Raw genomic sequence first — 15478 nt, 5'->3', positions numbered from 1 at the left:
GCCGCCACGCGACCGCGACCGCGACCGCGACCATGAGCGGGTCAGCGGGTCAGCGGGCCCGGGCGATCGGGGCGTAGCGGCCCTTCACGACCGCGAGGAGGTCGTCGGGCGCGAGCTCCAGGTCGAGCCCGCGGCGCCCGCCCGAGACGAGGATCGTCTCGAACAGGATCGCGCTCTCGTCGAGCACGGTCGGCAGCGCGGCCTTCTGGCCGATCGGGCTGATGCCGCCGACGACGTAGCCCGTCTTCCGCTCCGCGAGCGAGGGATCGGCCATCTCGGCGCGCTTGCCGCCGAGGGCCGCGGCGAGCGCCTTGAGGTCGAGCTGGTCGGCGACCGGGACGATGCCGACGGCGAGCGCGCCGTCGACGCTCGCGAGGAGCGTCTTGAAGACGCGCTCGGGCTCGATGCCGAGCTTCTCGGCGGCCTCGAGGCCGTACGCGGCGGCCCGCGGGTCGTGCTCGTACGGGTGCGCCGTGAAGCGGATGCCCGCACGTGTCAGCGCGACCGTCGCGGGCGTGCCGGCCGAGGCATCCGCTCGCTTCGCCATCAGCGGCGCGGCTCCGGGGCGTCGTCGGCGCGGCGTCCGTCGCCCGCGTCATCGGCCTCGTCGGCCCCGGCGCCGAGCGAGCCGGCCGCGGCATCCACCAGCACCGGCGCCGGGTCGCCCGACGCCAAGAAGAGCCGCATCGACTGCGGCGCCATCGCGAGGCGGGTGCCGGGCTCGTGCCGTGCGCCGAGTTCGTCGCCGGGCTCGTCCACCGCCGAGTCCCACAGCAGTTCGTAGTCGTCGACGCCGGGGTGCTCGGGGAGCAGCACCTCGACCTCGCGCTCCGAGGCGTGCACGACGAGGAGGATGCGGTTGAACCCCTCGAACTCCGGCGTCGAGGCCGCGAGGAACTGCAGGGTGCGCTGCGACGGGTCGTGCCAGTGCTCGATCGTCATGGTCTCGCCGTCGGCGTTGTACCAGTCCATCTGCGACGCGCTCGGCACTCGCTCGCCGAACCGGCCGTAGCGCACGGGCCGCAGCGCGGGGTGCTCGCGGCGCAGGCGGAGCAGGTGCCGGGTGGTCGCCTCGAGCGCGGCATCCCGTTCGCCCGCCGACCACGCGAGCCAGGTCAGCTCGGAGTCGTGGCAGTACGCGTTGTTGTTGCCGCGCTGGCTGCGGCCGTACTCGTCGCCGGCCGTGAGCATGGGCACGCCCGCCGAGAGCAGCAGGGTACCGAGCAGGTTCCGGATGCTGCGGCGTCGCGCCGACACGACGTCCGGGTCGTCCGTGGGGCCCTCCACGCCGTGGTTGTACGAGTTGTTGTGATCGGCGCCGTCGCGGTTGTGCTCGCCGTTGCCGAGGTTGTGCTTGACGTCGTAGGCGGTGAGGTCGGCGAGCGTGAAGCCGTCGTGCGCGGTGATGAAGTTCAGGCTCGCGAGGGGGCCGCGCTCGGCGGCGAACGTGTTCGACGAGCCCGCGAGGCGGGTCGCGAAGCGGCCGATGCCGCTGCCGTGCTCGCCGTGGCGTTCGCGTCGCAGGTCGCCGAGCCAGAAGTCGCGCATGCGGTCGCGGTAGCGGTCGTTCCATTCGCTGAAGCCGGGCGCGAAGTTGCCGGTCTGCCATCCGAACGGACCGACGTCCCACGGCTCGGCGATGAGCTTGCCCGCGCCGATCACGGGATCGGCGAGTATCGCCGCGAGCAGCGGATGGTGGGGGGAGTAGGCGCCGAGCGCGTCGCGGCCGAGGGTCGCGGCGAGGTCGAGGCGGAAGCCGTCGACCTGCAGCTCCTCGGCCCAGTACCGGAGGGAGTCGAGGACGAGGCGCGCGGGCGCGTCGTGGCCGAAGTCGAGCGTGTTGCCGCAGCCCGTGGTGTCGACGTACCGTCCGTGCGCGTCGTGCCGGTAGTAGGAGGCGTTGTCGATGCCGCGGAAGCTGTACGTCGGCCCCTGCCGGCCCTCTTCCGCGGTGTGGTTGTAGACGACGTCGAGCACGACCTCGAGGCCCGCCTCGTGCAGGCGCTTGACCATGCCCGCGAACTCGCGCCGCACGGCGGCCGGCCCGGCGGCCTGCGCTGCGGCGCTCGCATACGGCGCGTGCGGCGCGAAGAAGCCGAGCGTGTTGTAGCCCCAGTAGTTGACCTGCCCTTGGCGGACCAGCCGTTCCTCGGCGACGAACGCCTGCACCGGCAGCAGCTCGACCGTCGTGACCCCGAGGCCGGCCAGGTACTCGAGCGACGCGTCGTGCGCGAGTCCGGCGTAGGTGCCGCGCAGCGGCTCGGGGATGCGCTCGTTGAGGCGGCTGAACCCCTTCGGGTGCGCCTCGTAGACGACGGTGTGGTCGAGGGGCACACGGGGCTTGCCGACGCCGCCCCAGTCGAAGCCCTCCGACGCGAGCGAGTCCATCACGACCCCGCGCCACGACCCGTCCGCCGCGGCCTGCAGGCCCCGCGCCCACGGGTCGAGCAGGGTGTGCGCGGGATTGAATGCGTGCTCGAGCCCGGCCGGTCCGTCGACGCGCAGCCCGTACCGGGCACCGGGCACCAGCCCGGCGGAGGTCGCCTCCCACACGCCGTCGGCGCCGCGCATGAGCGGCAGCCGTTCGACCGCCCAGTCCAGGTCCTCGGCGGCGAAGACCTCGAGGTCCACGGAGGTCGCGTGCTCGGACCAGACGCGGATCGTGCCGCCGCCCGGTCCGGTGCGCACGCCCATGTCGCGGAGCGGATCGGCCGGAGACATGCGAACTACAGTAGTTCGTGGGGAACCGGTTCCCGGTCAGGAGGTGCTCGATGCCCCGCCCCGACCCCGTCTACCTCGACCACGCCGCCACGACGCCGCTCCGGCCGGAGGCGATCGACGCGATCACGCATGCGCTGCGGCTCGTCGGGAACCCGGCCTCGATCCACAGCGCCGGGCAGCACGCGAAGCGGCTCCTCGAGGAGTCCCGCGAGCAGGTCGCCGCGACGCTCGGCGCCGACCCCATCGAGGTCGTCTTCACCGGCAGCGGCACCGAGGCCGTGAACCTCGCGATCAAGGGCCTCTTCTGGCGACGACGTGCGGAGGCATCCGCTCGTCGCATCCTGCTGCCGGGCGGCGAGCACCACGCCACGCTCGACACGGTCGAGTGGCTCGCGGGCATGGACGGCGCCGAGGTGGTCGAGCTGCCGCTCGACGGGCTCGGGCGGCTGCGGATCGACGCGCTCGCCGCCGAGCTCGCGCGGGACGCGGCATCCGTCGCCCTCGTCACGATGCTCTGGGCGAACAACGAGGTCGGCACGATCGAGCCCGTGCTCGAGGTCGCCGAGCTGTGCGCCCGCGCGAGCGTGCCGCTGCACGTCGACGCGATCGCCGCGTACGGGCACGTGCCCGTCGACCTGCACGCGATCCGTCGCGAGACCGCGGCGCCCGCCGGTGCCGGGCTCGTGGCGATCAGCGTGTCGGCGCACAAGATCGGCGGGCCGGTCGGCATCGGCGCGCTCGTGCTCGACCGGTCGACGCGCATCGAGCCGCTCCTGCACGGCGGCGGACAGCAGCGACGCATCCGCTCGGGCACGCAGGACGTCGCGGCGGCCGCCGGGTTCGCGGCGGCGGCCGTGGCGACGGCGGCGCGCGCCGCGGAGGAGGACGAGCGGATGTCGCGGCTCCGCGACCGGCTCGTGGCGGGGGTCGCGGCATCCGTGCCCGACGCGCGCCTCTCGGGCGACCCCGACCCCGCCGGGCGGCTGCCCGGCAACGCGCACTTCTCCTTCCCCGGGTGCGAGGGCGACTCGCTGCTGTTCCTGCTGGATGCCGCGGGCGTCGCGGTCTCGACCGGGTCGGCGTGCCAGGCGGGCGTGCCCGAGCCCTCGCACGTGCTGCTCGCGATGGGCCGCACCGAGCCGGAGGCGCGCGGCGCGCTGCGCATCACCGTCGGCCGCACGACCACCGACGCCGACGTCGACGCCGTGCTCGAGGCGCTGCCCGCCGCGGTCGACCGCGCGACCCGCGCCGGCATGGCCGACCGCGTGACGAGCTTCGACCGCTGAGCTGCCGCACCGCGAGCGCGGCGATACCCGAGATCGACAGGCGCTCCGCCGCCGCGGCCCACGTCACCGAAGGCGGAACAGATACGCGAACGCGGAGCGCGTGTAGGCGATGCCGCGGCCGGTTCGGCGGATGAGATCGGGGTCGGCCGCGGCCGGCTTCTTCGGAACGAGGTACCCGTCCAGACTCCGAGCATCGAGGCGATATCGATCGCCGCGGTGGTGCACGGCGGCGACCAACTCGACGTCGGGATCCAGCGCGGCGAGACTGGCATCGCCATGGCTCGTGTTCGCGAGCAGCAGGCCGTGCGCGCGGAGATGGCGCCGGCAGTGTTCCCAGACCGGACCTGCGTAGAGGGAGATGAGGAGATCGAACGCGCCATCCGCGAGCGGAAGCGACATGGTGTAGTCGGCGTGCAGGAAATCGACCCGGGCCGCCGATTCCGTCCTCATCGCACGGGCGAGCTCCGCGCGGACGAAATCGGAATCGGCGAAGTAGCGCGCGGCGCGGCGGTCGGTGTCGACATAGGTGACCGACGGGATCGCCGTGGACGGCGAGAGGTCGAGGTAGGAGCCGGGATACAGCGCGTTCTCGACATGCCAGGTCTCGGCGATCGCCGCGAACATCATCGATCGGTCGCCGATCGACGTCCGATACGACTCCCACGACGGCGACGGCGCGGGAGTCATCCGGCCCTCCGCGGACGAGGTCGACGCAGGGTGCGTTCCGGCGGCCCGTGGTCAGTCACCTGCATCCGCCAACGCTATCGTCGCGGCGATGGGTCGGCACGCGGTGCGGCATCCGCTCAGGAGGGGGTTCGTAGACTGGGACGCATGCGAGTCCTGGCAGCGATGAGCGGCGGCGTCGACAGCGCCGTCGCGGCCGCGCGCGCCGTCGAGGCCGGGCACGACGTCGTCGGCGTGCACCTCGCGCTCAGCCGCATGCCGGGCACGCTCCGCACCGGCAGCCGCGGCTGCTGCACGATCGAGGACTCGATGGACGCCCAGCGCGCCGCGAACGTCCTCGGCATCCCGTACTACGTGTGGGACTTCTCCGAGCGCTTCAAGGCCGACGTCGTCGACGACTTCATCGCCGAGTACGCTGCGGGCCGCACGCCGAACCCGTGCATGCGCTGCAACGAGCGCATCAAGTTCGCCGCGCTCCTCGAGAAGGCGCTCGCGCTCGGCTTCGACGCCGTGGCCACGGGCCACTACGCGAAGATCACGACGGATGCCGCGGGCCGCCGCGAGCTCCACCGCGCGAGCGCGGAGGCGAAGGACCAGAGCTACGTGCTCGGCGTCCTCACCGCCGAGCAGCTCGCGCACGCGTACTTCCCGCTCGGCGACACGCCGTCGAAGCAGCTCGTGCGCGAGGAGGCCGCGCGCCGCGGCCTGTCGGTCGCGCAGAAGCCCGACTCGTACGACATCTGCTTCATCTCCGACGGCGATACGAAGGGCTGGCTCGCCGAGAAGGTCGGCACCGCGCCGGGCGACATCGTCGACCGCTCCGGTGCCGTCGTCGGCGCGCACGAGGGTGCGCACGCCTACACGGTCGGCCAGCGGCGCGGGCTCCGGCTCGGCACGCCCGCGGCCGACGGCAAGCCGCGGTTCGTGCTGGAGGTGCGCCCGAAGGAGCGCACGGTGGTCGTGGGCCCGAAGGAGGCGCTCGCGGTCGGGCTCATCGCGGGATCGCGATACTCGTGGGCGGGCGCCGACCCGGTGGCATCCGGTCTCGTCGCCGCCGACGGCGACGACTTCCACTGCGAGGTGCAGATCAGGGCGCACGCCGACCCGGTCCCGGCGGTCGCGAAGGTCGCGACGGATGCCGCCGGCGCCGCCGAGCTCGTGATCACGCCCGCGTCGCCCCTCGACGGCGTCGCGCCGGGCCAGACCGCCGTCGTGTACGTCGGCACGCGCGTGCTCGGCCAGTGCACGATCGACCGCACTGTGAGCGCGGTCCCGGTCGACGCCTGACGGAATCTGTACCCCATTCGGGGGACGAATCGCGTAGGGTCGGCTCGGTGGCGTCGCATCCCCCGGCGACGTGCCGTGAGGAGTTGCCGTGACCTATCCGCTGTACCCCGCCGACGCGGCGAACGACGTCGCAGACCCGTTCCGCAACCTCGACCCGCCGCCGACCACGGGATCGACGGCGGTCATCGACGCCGGCCCCGACGGGTTCGACGGCCTCGTCGAGCGGCCGCCCACCCGGGAGGAGATCGCCGAGCGCCAGGCCGAGGAGTTCGGCGGGCCGAAGGTCGGCGCGGGCTTCTTCGGCGTGCTGGTCGCCGTCGCGACGGGCTCCGGGCTCGTCGGTGCCCTGGTGCTCGCAGACGCGCTGCTCGGCGTCGGCGTGATCCCCGATCCGTGGGGAACGGGCGGGATCGGTCCGCTCGACCCGACCACGGTCGGTTGGGTCGTCGTCGGCGTCCTGCTCGCGATCGTGCTCGCCGCCTCGTACTGCGGCGGGTACGTGGCGGGACGGATGGCGCGCTTCAGCGGCGTCGCGCAGGGCCTCGCCGTCTGGGTGTGGGCGATCGCGATCGCCATCGCCGCGGCCATCGGCGTCGTGCTGCTCGACGACCGGTACGATCTCCTCGCGCGTGCCATGGCGGCGCTCCCGAGCCTCCCCGTGCCGCCGGACGCCCTCGTGGTCGTGGGCGTCGTCGCCGCGGCCTCGGTCGCCGCGATCACGCTCGGCGGCGCCGTGCTGGGCGGGGTCGTCGGAGTCCGGTTCCACCGGCGCGTCGACCGCGTCGGGTCGGACGACTCGGCCGGACGTCCGGCGTCGGCCGGGTGGTGAGCGGGCGGGGATCGGTCCCGCACGCAGGGAGCCGTCGACGCCTGAGCGCCCGCTGAACGTTCACTGCACGTGCCGAGTGCGCCATCGCGCGCTTTGTCAAGGCCTGCGCGCGTCGCGCGAGTGCCGCGTATGGTCTCAGGCGCGCCGACGGGGCATCCTCCTGCGGCGACGACGACGAGAGGGGACCACGACATGAGTACCTCCACCAACCGCCCCGGATCGGATCCGGACCGCGATCCGCGCACGGGAGCGACGCGCACGGACCGGCCGGTCGACGCGGACGGCGACGGCATCCGCGACGATCGCGAGGTCGCGGCATCCGATCGGGCCGACGGCCGCACCGCCGCCCACGATCGCACCCTCGACGAGCGGGCCGCGGAATCCGACCGCGGCCCGGCCGACCGGCACGCGGTGCGCGACGACCGGCTCGTCGCCGATCCCGCGGTGCGGGCCGCGGTCATCGACCGCGAGCGCGAGCGGTTCGGCGGCATCAAGTTCGGCGCCGCGTTCTTCGGCTGGCTCACCGCGCTCGGGCTGGGCGCACTGCTCACCGCGCTCCTCGCGGGCACCGGTGCCGCGCTCGGACTCGGCGACGTCGGGGCCGCGGTCGACGAGGCGGTCGCGGAGGACCCGCAGACGATCGGCGTGATCGGGGCGATCGCCCTGCTCGTCGTGCTGTTCGTCGCGTATTTCGCGGGCGGCTACGTGGCCGGGCGGATGGCGCGCTTCAACGGGCTGAAGCAGGGCGTCGCGGTCTGGCTGTGGGCGATCGTCATGGCGGTCGTCGGCGCGGCGATCGCGGCGCTCGCGGGCACGCGCTACGACGTGCTCGCCACGCTCAACACCTTCCCGCGCATCCCCGTCAACGAGGGCGAGTTGACGGTGGCGGGCATCGTCACCCTGCTGCTCCTCGTCGTCGTCACGCTCGGCGGCGCGATCCTCGGCGGCAAGGCGGGCACCCGCTACCACCGCAAGGTCGACGCCGCCGGGTTCGGCGCGTAGCCGGCAGGGCGTCGACGACGGTCGGGGCGCGCGGGGATCCGCGCGTCCCGATCCGCGTTCCCGGGCGATGGGCACCGCGCACCGCGCACCGCGCACCGGCCGTCGCGCCGCGCGCCGACCTCCGCTCCGACGTCGGTGGAGGCTCCTAGGATGACTGCGTGAGCGACATCCCCACCGAGTTCGACGACGCCCGCAGCGAGTCCGAGGCGCTCCGCGAGCGCATCGAGCGGTACCGGACGACGTACTACTCCGAGGGCGTGAGCCTCGTCAGCGACGCCGAGTACGACGCCGACTTCCATCGGCTCGAGGCGCTCGAGCGGGCGTTCCCCGAACTGGCCGGGCAGGACAGCCCGACCCAGCAGGTCGGCGCGGCGCTGGTCTCCGTCGGCTTCCCGTCGCACGAGCACGCGGAGCGGATGCTGAGCCTCGACAACGTGTTCAGCCTAGACGAGTTCGCCGAATGGGCGACGAAGGCGCAGTCCGCCGCCGGGCGCCCGGTGCGCTGGCTCTCCGAGCTCAAGATCGACGGGCTCGCGATCAGCCTCGCGTATCGCGACGGCGTGCTCGAGACCGCGACGACGCGCGGCGACGGCCGCGTCGGCGAAGACATCACCGAGAACGTCGAGTTCATCCCGGCGATCCCGCGCCGGCTCGACGGCGAGGGGTTCCCGTCGTTCTTCGAGGTGCGGGGCGAGGTCTTCCTCCGATCCGAGGACTTCGAGGCGCTCAACGAGCGGCAGCACGCACTCCAGGCCGAATTCGCCGCCGAACAGCGCGCGAAGGGGCGGGCGGAGGAGGCGATCCCGACCCGCTTCCCGGAGTTCGCCAACGCCCGCAACACCGCCGCGGGCAGCCTGCGGCAGCGCCGCGAGAACAAGTCCCCGCTCCAACTCGAGCTCATGCGCGATCGGCTCGGCCGCCTCGCCCTCTACCTGCACGGCATCGGCGCGTGGGAGCGCCCGCCCGTGTCGAGCCAGTCCGACGTCTACGGGCTGCTGTCCGGGTGGGGGCTGCCCGTCTCACCGCACTCGCGCGTGTTCGACACGATCGACGAGGTCACGGCCTTCATCGCCGATCGCGGCGAGCACCGTCACGACGTCGAGCACGAGATCGACGGCATCGTCGTCAAGATCGACGAGCTCGCCCTGCACGACGAGCTCGGCGCGACGAGCCGGGCGCCGCGGTGGGCCATCGCCTACAAGTACCCTCCGGAGGAGGTGCACACGAAGCTCCTCGACATCCGCGTCGGCGTGGGCCGTACGGGCCGGGCGACGCCGTACGCGGTCATGGCGCCCGTGAAGGTGCAGGGCAGCACGGTGGAGCAGGCGACGCTCCACAACCAGGAGGTCGTGAAGGCCAAGGGCGTCCTGATCGGCGACACGGTCGTCCTGCGCAAGGCGGGCGACGTCATTCCCGAGATCCTCGGCGCGGTCGAGGAGCTGCGCGACGGCAGCGAGCGCGAATGGCGGATGCCGGAGCGCTGCCCCGAGTGCGGCACGCCGCTCCGCCCAGCCAAGGCGGGCGACATCGACCTCCGGTGCCCGAACGCCCGCAGCTGCCCGGCGCAGGTCCGCGGCCGGGTGGAGCACATCGGCTCGCGCGGCGCGCTCGACATCGAGGCGCTCGGCGAGGTCACCGCCGCCGCGCTCACCCAGCCGTTCGTGCCGTCCACGCCGCCGCTCGTGACCGAGGCGGGGCTCTTCGACCTCACCGTCGACGAGCTCGTCCCGATCGAGGTCGTCGTCCGCGACGCCGAGACCGGCGAGCCGCGGACCGACCCGGTCACCGGCGAGGAGATCCGGCGCGCGCCGTTCCAGAAGGTCCGGATCACCTATCCGCCGGGCAGCGAGCGGATGTCGGCCGCCGAGCGGCGGGCCGCCGGGATCCGGAAGGACCATCGCGAGCTGCTCCCGTCGGAGGCGGCCACGAAGCTCCTCTCCGAGCTCGAGAAGGCCAAGACCAAGCCGCTCTGGCGGATCCTGGTCTCGCTCAACGTCCGGCACGTCGGACCGGTCGCGGCGCGCGCGCTCGCCGACCACTTCGGCTCGCTCGCGGCGATCCGCGCCGCGAGCCGTGAGGAGCTCGCGGAGGTCGAGGGCGTGGGCGGCATCATCGCCGATTCGCTCATCGAGTGGTTCGGCGTCGACTGGCACCAGGAGATCGTCGATCGGTGGCAGGCGGCGGGCGTGCAGTTCGCGACGCCCGGACACCCTGGCCCGGGGCGGGCCGCCGACGCCGGCGGCGTGCTCGCCGGGCTCACCGTCGTCGCCACCGGCAGCCTCGAGGGCTTCACGCGCGAGGGGGCGCAGGAGGCGATCATCGCGGCGGGCGGCAAGGCGGCGTCGAGCGTGTCGAAGAAGACCGACTTCGTCGCGGCGGGCCCCGGTGCCGGATCGAAGCTCGCGAAGGCAGAGGAGCTCGGCGTTCGGGTCATCGATGCCGCCCAGTTCGCGATCCTGGTGACGGAGGGGCCCGACGCGCTCGTCGGGTGAGAGGGGGCGGGGGATGCAGGCCGAGGAGCACGACGAGTCGCCCGAGGCCGCGCGCCCGGAGGGCGCCCCGGGCACCACGCGCCGCGACTTCCTGCGCTACGGCGGCGTGGCGGGGGCGAGCGCGATCGTCGCGGGCGGCGGAGCCGCCGCGATCGCCGCCTCGGCCGGGCACTCGGCCGGAGTCGAGCAGGGAGCGGCCGGGGTCGCCGCGTTGCCGCCCCCGCCGCCCATCCGATCGAAGCCCGGCTTCGACCACCTCGTCGTCGTGATGGGCGAGAACCGGTCGTTCGACAACCTCCTCGGCTGGCTCTACGACACCGGCGACCTTCCGGACGGCGTGACCTACGACGGCCTCGCGTTCGGCGAGTTCGCGAATGCGACCGCCGACGGCGAGCAGATCCCCGCGCACGTCTACGACGGCCCGACCGACTCCATCATGCGGCGCCCCGACCCCGACCCGGGCGAGGAGTACCCCCACGTCAACACGCAGCTCTTCGGCACCATCCGTCCCGCCTCGAACGCGACCGCGGAGGTCGACGACATGAGCGCACCGTTCAATGCGCCGGATGCCGGCGCGACGCCGGGCATGGACGGCTTCGTGATCGACTACGCCGACCACGTCGAGCATCGTCGTCGCGACCCGGAGGACCGCGACATCCGGCAGATCATGGGCTCGTTCTCGCCCGAGATGCTGCCCGTGCTCTCCACGCTCGCGAAGGGGTTCGCGGTCTACGACGCCTGGCACTGCGCGGTGCCGTCGCAGACCTTCTGCAATCGGTCGTTCTTCCACGCGTCGACCTCGCACGGATTCGTGACCAACCGGGGCGACGGCGGCTACCGCAAGTGGCTCGACGCCGACGCGAGCCCCACGATCTTCAACCGGCTCGACGACGCGGGCATCGACTGGCGGATCTACTTCGACGACCTGCAACTCGTCTCGATGACGGGGATCATCCACGCGCCCGCGCTCGAGGAGTTCTGGCGCACCGCCCACTTCGCGCCGATGTCGCAGTTCTGGAGCGACGTCGCAGACGGCGAGCTGGCGCCGTACAGCTTCGTCGAACCGCGCATGATCTTCGACCACAACGACTTCCACCCGCCGGTCGGGCGGCTGCGCGAGTCCGACGTCGACGGCGACGAGGTGACGGACGGCGCGATCTCCGACGTCCGGGCGGGAGAGGCCCTCCTGCACTCGATCTACTCCGCGATCCGCGAGAGCGCGGCCGACTCCGGCTCCAACGCGATGAACACCATGCTCCTCGTGACCTTCGACGAGCACGGCGGCACGTACGACCACGTGCCGCCGCCCGGCGCCACGCCGCCGGGCGCGAGCGACGGCGCCGGCGAGATGGGCTTCACGTTCGACCGGCTCGGATGCCGCGTCCCCGCCATCGCGATCTCGGCGTACACGGCCGAGGGCACCGTCATCCACGACCCCATGCACCACGGCTCGGTCATCGCCACGCTGTGCGCGGCCCACGGGCTCGACCCGCTCACCGACCGGGACGACGGCGCGCCCACCATCCGGAACGCCGTGACGCTCGACGCGCCGAGGCATCCGCTCACCTGGCCGGCCACCACGCCGCAGTACACGCCGCCGAACCCCGAGGCCGAACCGCTCCACCCCGGCGACGCGCACCGCACCGCCCCGCTCAGCCCGCCCGCGAAGGGGCTCCTCGGCCTCCTCATCGCGAAGTACGGCGACGGCGAACCCGAGCCGACGACGTACGGCGAGGCGTACGAGCTGCTGCAGAAGTACGGCGTCGGCCTGTTCGGCACGCCTCGGTAGGATTGCTGCATCCCCATTCCCGGACGACGGAGCAGCATGTCTGAAATCAGCGCCGAGCAGGTCGCGCATCTCGCGAACCTCGCACGCATCGCGCTCACGGAGGAAGAGATCGAGCACCTCACGACGGAGCTCGGCCAGATCATGCAGGCGGTCGAGAAGGTGAGCGAGGTGGCCACGCCCGACGTGGTGCCGACCAGCCACCCGATCCCGCTGCACAACCCGCTTCGCGAGGACGTGCCGGCCGACGTGCTGAGCGTCGAGGAGGCGCTCTCGGGCGCCCCGGAGCACGACGGCACGCGCTTCGTGGTCTCGGCGATCCTGGGGGAGGAGCAGTGAGCGACCTGATCCGGCTGAGCGCCGCCGACCTCGCCGCGAAGCTCGCCTCCGGCGAGGTCTCGTCGGTCGAGGCGACCAAGGCCCACCTCGACCGCATCGCCGCCGTCGACGGCGCGGTGCACGCGTTCCTCCACGTGAACGCCCAGGCACTCGAGACCGCCGCCGACGTCGATCGCCGTCGCGCGGCCGGCGAGGCGCTCGGTCCCCTCGCGGGCGTGCCGATCGCCGTGAAGGACGTGCTCGTCACCGAGGGCATGCCGTCGACGTCGGGCTCGCGCATCCTCGAGGGCTGGATCCCGCCCTACGACGCCACCCCGGTGCGCAAGGTCCGCGAGGCCGGCATGGTCCCGCTCGGCAAGACCAACATGGACGAGTTCGCCATGGGCTCGTCGACCGAGCACTCGGCCTACGGCCCCACCCACAACCCGTGGGACCTCGACCGCATCCCCGGCGGCTCCGGTGGCGGCTCGGCCGCGGCCGTCGCGGCCTTCGAGGCGCCGCTCGCGCTCGGCAGCGACACGGGCGGCTCGATCCGCCAGCCCGCGCACGTCACGGGCACCGTCGGCACCAAGCCCACCTACGGCGGCGTCAGCCGGTACGGCTCGATCGCCCTCGCGTCCTCGCTCGACCAGGTCGGCCCCGTGAGCCGCACGGTGCTCGACGCGGCGCTGCTGCACGACGTCATCGCCGGGCACGACCCGCACGACCAGACCTCGATCCCCGACGCGTGGCCGTCGATGGCCGAGGCGGTGCGGCGGGCGGATGTCTCGGGCCTCCGCATCGGCGTCGTCAAGGAGCTCGACTCCGACGGCTTCCAGGCGGGCGTCCGCCAGCGCTTCCACGAGTCGCTCGAGCTGCTCGCGGCGAACGGCGCGGAGATCGTCGAGGTGAGCGCGCCGAACTTCGAGTACGCGATCGCCGCGTACTACCTGATCCTGCCCGCCGAGGCGTCGTCCAACCTCGCGAAGTTCGACTCGGTGCGCTTCGGCCTCCGCGTCGTCCCCGAGGGCGGCGGAACGGTCGAGGAGGTCATGGCGGCCACGCGCGAGGCGGGCTTCGGCCCCGAGGTCAAGCGCCGCATCATCCTCGGCACCTACGCCCTGTCGGCCGGCTACTACGACGCCTACTACGGCAGCGCCCAGAAGGTGCGCACGCTCGTGCAGCAGGACTTCGACGCCGCGTTCGCGAAGGTCGACGTGCTCGCGACGCCGACGGCGCCGACCACGGCGTTCAAGCTCGGCGAGAAGCTGCACGACCCGCTGTCGATGTACCTGAACGACGTCGCCACGATCCCCGCGAACCTCGCGGGCGTGCCCGGCATCTCGGTGCCCGCGGGCCTCGCGCCGGAGGACGGCCTGCCGGTCGGCATCCAGTTCCTCGCGCCGGCTCGCGAGGACGCGCGCCTGTACAACGTCGGCGGTGCGCTCGAGGCGCTCCTCGTCGACCGCTGGGGCGGCCCGCTGCTCGCGCAGGCGCCCGACCTGTCCACCCACGAACTCATGGCGACCGAGGAGGGCGTGGTCTGATGGCACGCGCGGCACTGATGGACTTCGACGAGGCACTCGAACGCTTCGATCCGGTGATCGGCCTCGAGGTGCACGTCGAGCTCAACACGAGGACGAAGATGTTCTCGTCGGCGCCGAACCCGGCGAACGACGAGTTCCACGGCGCGGAGCCGAACACGCTCGTCGCGCCCGTCGACATGGGCTTGCCGGGGTCGCTCCCGGCCGTCAACGGCACCGCGGTGCGCTACTCGATCTCGCTCGGGCTCGCCCTGGGCTGCGGGATCGCGCCGTCGAGCCGCTTCGCGCGGAAGAACTACTTCTACCCCGACCTCGGCAAGAACTACCAGATCTCGCAGTACGACGAGCCGATCGCCTTCGAGGGCACGGTCGAGGTCGAGCTCGAGAACGGGCGCACCTTCGAGGTCGCGATCGAGCGCGCGCACATGGAGGAGGACGCCGGGAAGCTCACGCACGTGGGCTCGACGGGCCGCATCCACGGTGCCGAGTACTCGCTCGTCGACTACAACCGCGCGGGCGTTCCGCTCGTCGAGATCGTGACGAAGCCGATCGTTGGGGCCGGGGCGGATGCTCCGGCGCTCGCCCGCGCGTACGTGGCGACGATCCGCGACATCGTGCTCTCGCTCGGCATCTCCGAGGCGCGCATGGAGCGCGGCAACCTCCGCTGCGACGCGAACGTCTCGCTGCGCCCGAAGGGCCAGGAGAAGTTCGGCACGCGCACCGAGACGAAGAACGTCAACTCGATGCGCTCGGTCGAGCGCGCGGTGCGCCACGAGATCCAGCGCCAGGCGGCGATCCTCGCCGACGGCGGCACCATCACGCAGGAGACGCGGCACTGGCACGAGGACACCGGGACGACGAGCCCGGGTCGTCCGAAGTCCGACGCCGACGACTACCGCTACTTCCCCGAGCCCGACCTGCTGCCGGTCGAGCCCGACCCGGCCGTCATCGAGGAGCTCCGTGCGGCGCTGCCCGAGCCGCCGGCCGCGCGTCGTCGTCGGCTGAAGGCCGAGTGGGGCTTCACCGACCTCGAGTTCCAGGACGTCGCCAACGGCGGGCTGCTGAACGAGGTCGCCGCCACCGTCGAGGCCGGTGCGACGCCGGCCGCCGCCCGCAAGTGGTGGACGGGCGAGCTCACCCGCATCGCGAACGCGCAGGGCGCGGATGCCGCGGGCCTCGCCGAGCCGGCGCACGTCGCCGAGCTCGCGGCGCTCGTCGACGAGGGCACCCTCACCGATCGCCTCGCCCGCCAGGTGCTCGAGGGCGTCATCGCCGGCGAAGGCTCGCCGCGCGAGATCGTCGACGCCCGCGGCCTCGCGGTCGTCTCCGACGACGGCGCGCTGATCGCCGCGATCGACGAGGCGCTCGCCGCGCAGCCCGATGTGCTCGCGAAGATCCGCGACGGCAAGGTCCAGGCCGCCGGCGCCGTGATCGGCGCGGTCATGAAGGCCATGCAGGGCAAGGCCGACGCGGCGCGCGTGCGCGAGCTCGTGCTCGAACGGGCGGCCGCCGACAGCTAGGTCGACACC

At 73.0% G+C, this 15478-nt stretch carries 12 protein-coding genes; 9 read left to right on the top strand and 3 right to left on the bottom strand.

Annotation, left to right across the window (positions count from 1 at the left end):
• Positions 1-49 precede the first annotated feature (49 nt).
• On the bottom strand, positions 50-547 hold the full coding sequence (gene ybaK / locus GLX25_RS15260; RefSeq protein ID WP_155843370.1) for a Cys-tRNA(Pro) deacylase: 498 nt from the start codon (positions 545-547) through the stop codon (positions 50-52).
• Complete coding sequence (gene glgX, locus GLX25_RS15255; RefSeq protein ID WP_155843369.1) at positions 547-2721, bottom strand: glycogen debranching protein GlgX; 2175 nt, start codon at positions 2719-2721, stop codon at positions 547-549. The genes ybaK and glgX overlap by 1 nt, the downstream gene beginning before the upstream one ends.
• A 50-nt stretch (positions 2722-2771) precedes the next feature.
• Between glgX and GLX25_RS15250 the strand changes: the two genes are divergently transcribed.
• A complete protein-coding gene (locus GLX25_RS15250; RefSeq protein WP_155843368.1) occupies positions 2772-4007 on the top strand; it encodes a cysteine desulfurase family protein in 1236 nt (411 codons plus the stop codon).
• A gap of 63 nt (positions 4008-4070) precedes the next feature.
• Here the strand turns inward: GLX25_RS15250 and GLX25_RS15245 are convergent, their stop codons facing one another.
• A complete protein-coding gene (locus GLX25_RS15245) occupies positions 4071-4634 on the bottom strand; it encodes a class I SAM-dependent methyltransferase (RefSeq protein WP_205719910.1) in 564 nt (187 codons plus the stop codon).
• Positions 4635-4838: 204 nt separating this feature from the next.
• Here GLX25_RS15245 and mnmA point away from each other — a divergent pair, with 204 nt between their 5' ends.
• From mnmA to gatB, 8 genes are all read left to right on the top strand, one after another.
• On the top strand, positions 4839-5978 hold the full coding sequence (gene mnmA, locus GLX25_RS15240; RefSeq protein ID WP_155843366.1) for a tRNA 2-thiouridine(34) synthase MnmA: 1140 nt from the start codon (positions 4839-4841) through the stop codon (positions 5976-5978).
• An 88-nt stretch (positions 5979-6066) separates the two neighbouring features.
• Positions 6067-6807: a hypothetical protein gene (locus tag GLX25_RS15235; RefSeq protein WP_155843365.1), complete on the top strand. Its 741-nt coding sequence runs from the start codon at positions 6067-6069 to the stop codon at positions 6805-6807.
• Positions 6808-6999: 192 nt separating this feature from the next.
• Positions 7000-7809, top strand: a complete 810-nt coding sequence (locus GLX25_RS15230) for a hypothetical protein (protein WP_155843364.1) — start codon at positions 7000-7002, stop codon at positions 7807-7809.
• A 158-nt stretch (positions 7810-7967) separates the two neighbouring features.
• The gene (ligA, locus tag GLX25_RS15225) at positions 7968-10301 is read left to right on the top strand and encodes an NAD-dependent DNA ligase LigA (RefSeq protein WP_166548883.1); all 2334 of its coding nucleotides are present in this window, start codon (positions 7968-7970) and stop codon (positions 10299-10301) included.
• A gap of 13 nt (positions 10302-10314) precedes the next feature.
• Positions 10315-12090: an alkaline phosphatase family protein gene (locus GLX25_RS15220; RefSeq protein ID WP_155843363.1), complete on the top strand. Its 1776-nt coding sequence runs from the start codon at positions 10315-10317 to the stop codon at positions 12088-12090.
• A 36-nt stretch (positions 12091-12126) separates the two neighbouring features.
• Positions 12127-12426 (top strand): Asp-tRNA(Asn)/Glu-tRNA(Gln) amidotransferase subunit GatC, encoded by a 300-nt coding sequence (gene gatC, locus GLX25_RS15215; RefSeq protein ID WP_155843362.1) that lies wholly within the window; start codon positions 12127-12129, stop codon positions 12424-12426.
• Entirely contained in the window at positions 12423-13952 is a 1530-nt protein-coding gene (gene gatA / locus GLX25_RS15210; protein ID WP_166548882.1) for an Asp-tRNA(Asn)/Glu-tRNA(Gln) amidotransferase subunit GatA, read from the top strand. The genes gatC and gatA overlap by 4 nt, the downstream gene beginning before the upstream one ends.
• A complete protein-coding gene (gene gatB, locus GLX25_RS15205) occupies positions 13952-15469 on the top strand; it encodes an Asp-tRNA(Asn)/Glu-tRNA(Gln) amidotransferase subunit GatB (RefSeq protein ID WP_155843361.1) in 1518 nt (505 codons plus the stop codon). The genes gatA and gatB overlap by 1 nt, the downstream gene beginning before the upstream one ends.
• The last annotated feature ends 9 nt before the right edge of the window (positions 15470-15478 follow it).

This window comes from Agromyces luteolus (genome assembly GCF_009729855.1).
Classification (GTDB): domain Bacteria; phylum Actinomycetota; class Actinomycetes; order Actinomycetales; family Microbacteriaceae; genus Agromyces; species Agromyces luteolus.
Note: the sequence above shows the minus strand (reverse complement) of the source record. Positions and strands in the feature narration are given on the sequence as shown.

Bases quoted from the DNA above. Each gene is read 5' to 3' on its own strand.
- GLX25_RS15230 (WP_155843364.1), top strand. From the start codon at position 7,000: ATGAGTACCTCCACCAACCGCCCCGGATCGGATCCGGACCGCGATCCG.
- GLX25_RS15250 (WP_155843368.1), top strand. From the start codon at position 2,772: ATGCCCCGCCCCGACCCCGTCTACCTCGACCACGCCGCCACGACGCCG.
- gatC (WP_155843362.1), top strand. From the start codon at position 12,127: ATGTCTGAAATCAGCGCCGAGCAGGTCGCGCATCTCGCGAACCTCGCA.
- GLX25_RS15245 (WP_205719910.1), bottom strand. From the start codon at position 4,634: ATGATGTTCGCGGCGATCGCCGAGACCTGGCATGTCGAGAACGCGCTG.
- gatB (WP_155843361.1), top strand. From the start codon at position 13,952: ATGGCACGCGCGGCACTGATGGACTTCGACGAGGCACTCGAACGCTTC.
- glgX (WP_155843369.1), bottom strand. From the start codon at position 2,721: ATGTCTCCGGCCGATCCGCTCCGCGACATGGGCGTGCGCACCGGACCG.
- mnmA (WP_155843366.1), top strand. From the start codon at position 4,839: ATGCGAGTCCTGGCAGCGATGAGCGGCGGCGTCGACAGCGCCGTCGCG.
- ybaK (WP_155843370.1), bottom strand. From the start codon at position 547: ATGGCGAAGCGAGCGGATGCCTCGGCCGGCACGCCCGCGACGGTCGCG.
- GLX25_RS15220 (WP_155843363.1), top strand. From the start codon at position 10,315: ATGCAGGCCGAGGAGCACGACGAGTCGCCCGAGGCCGCGCGCCCGGAG.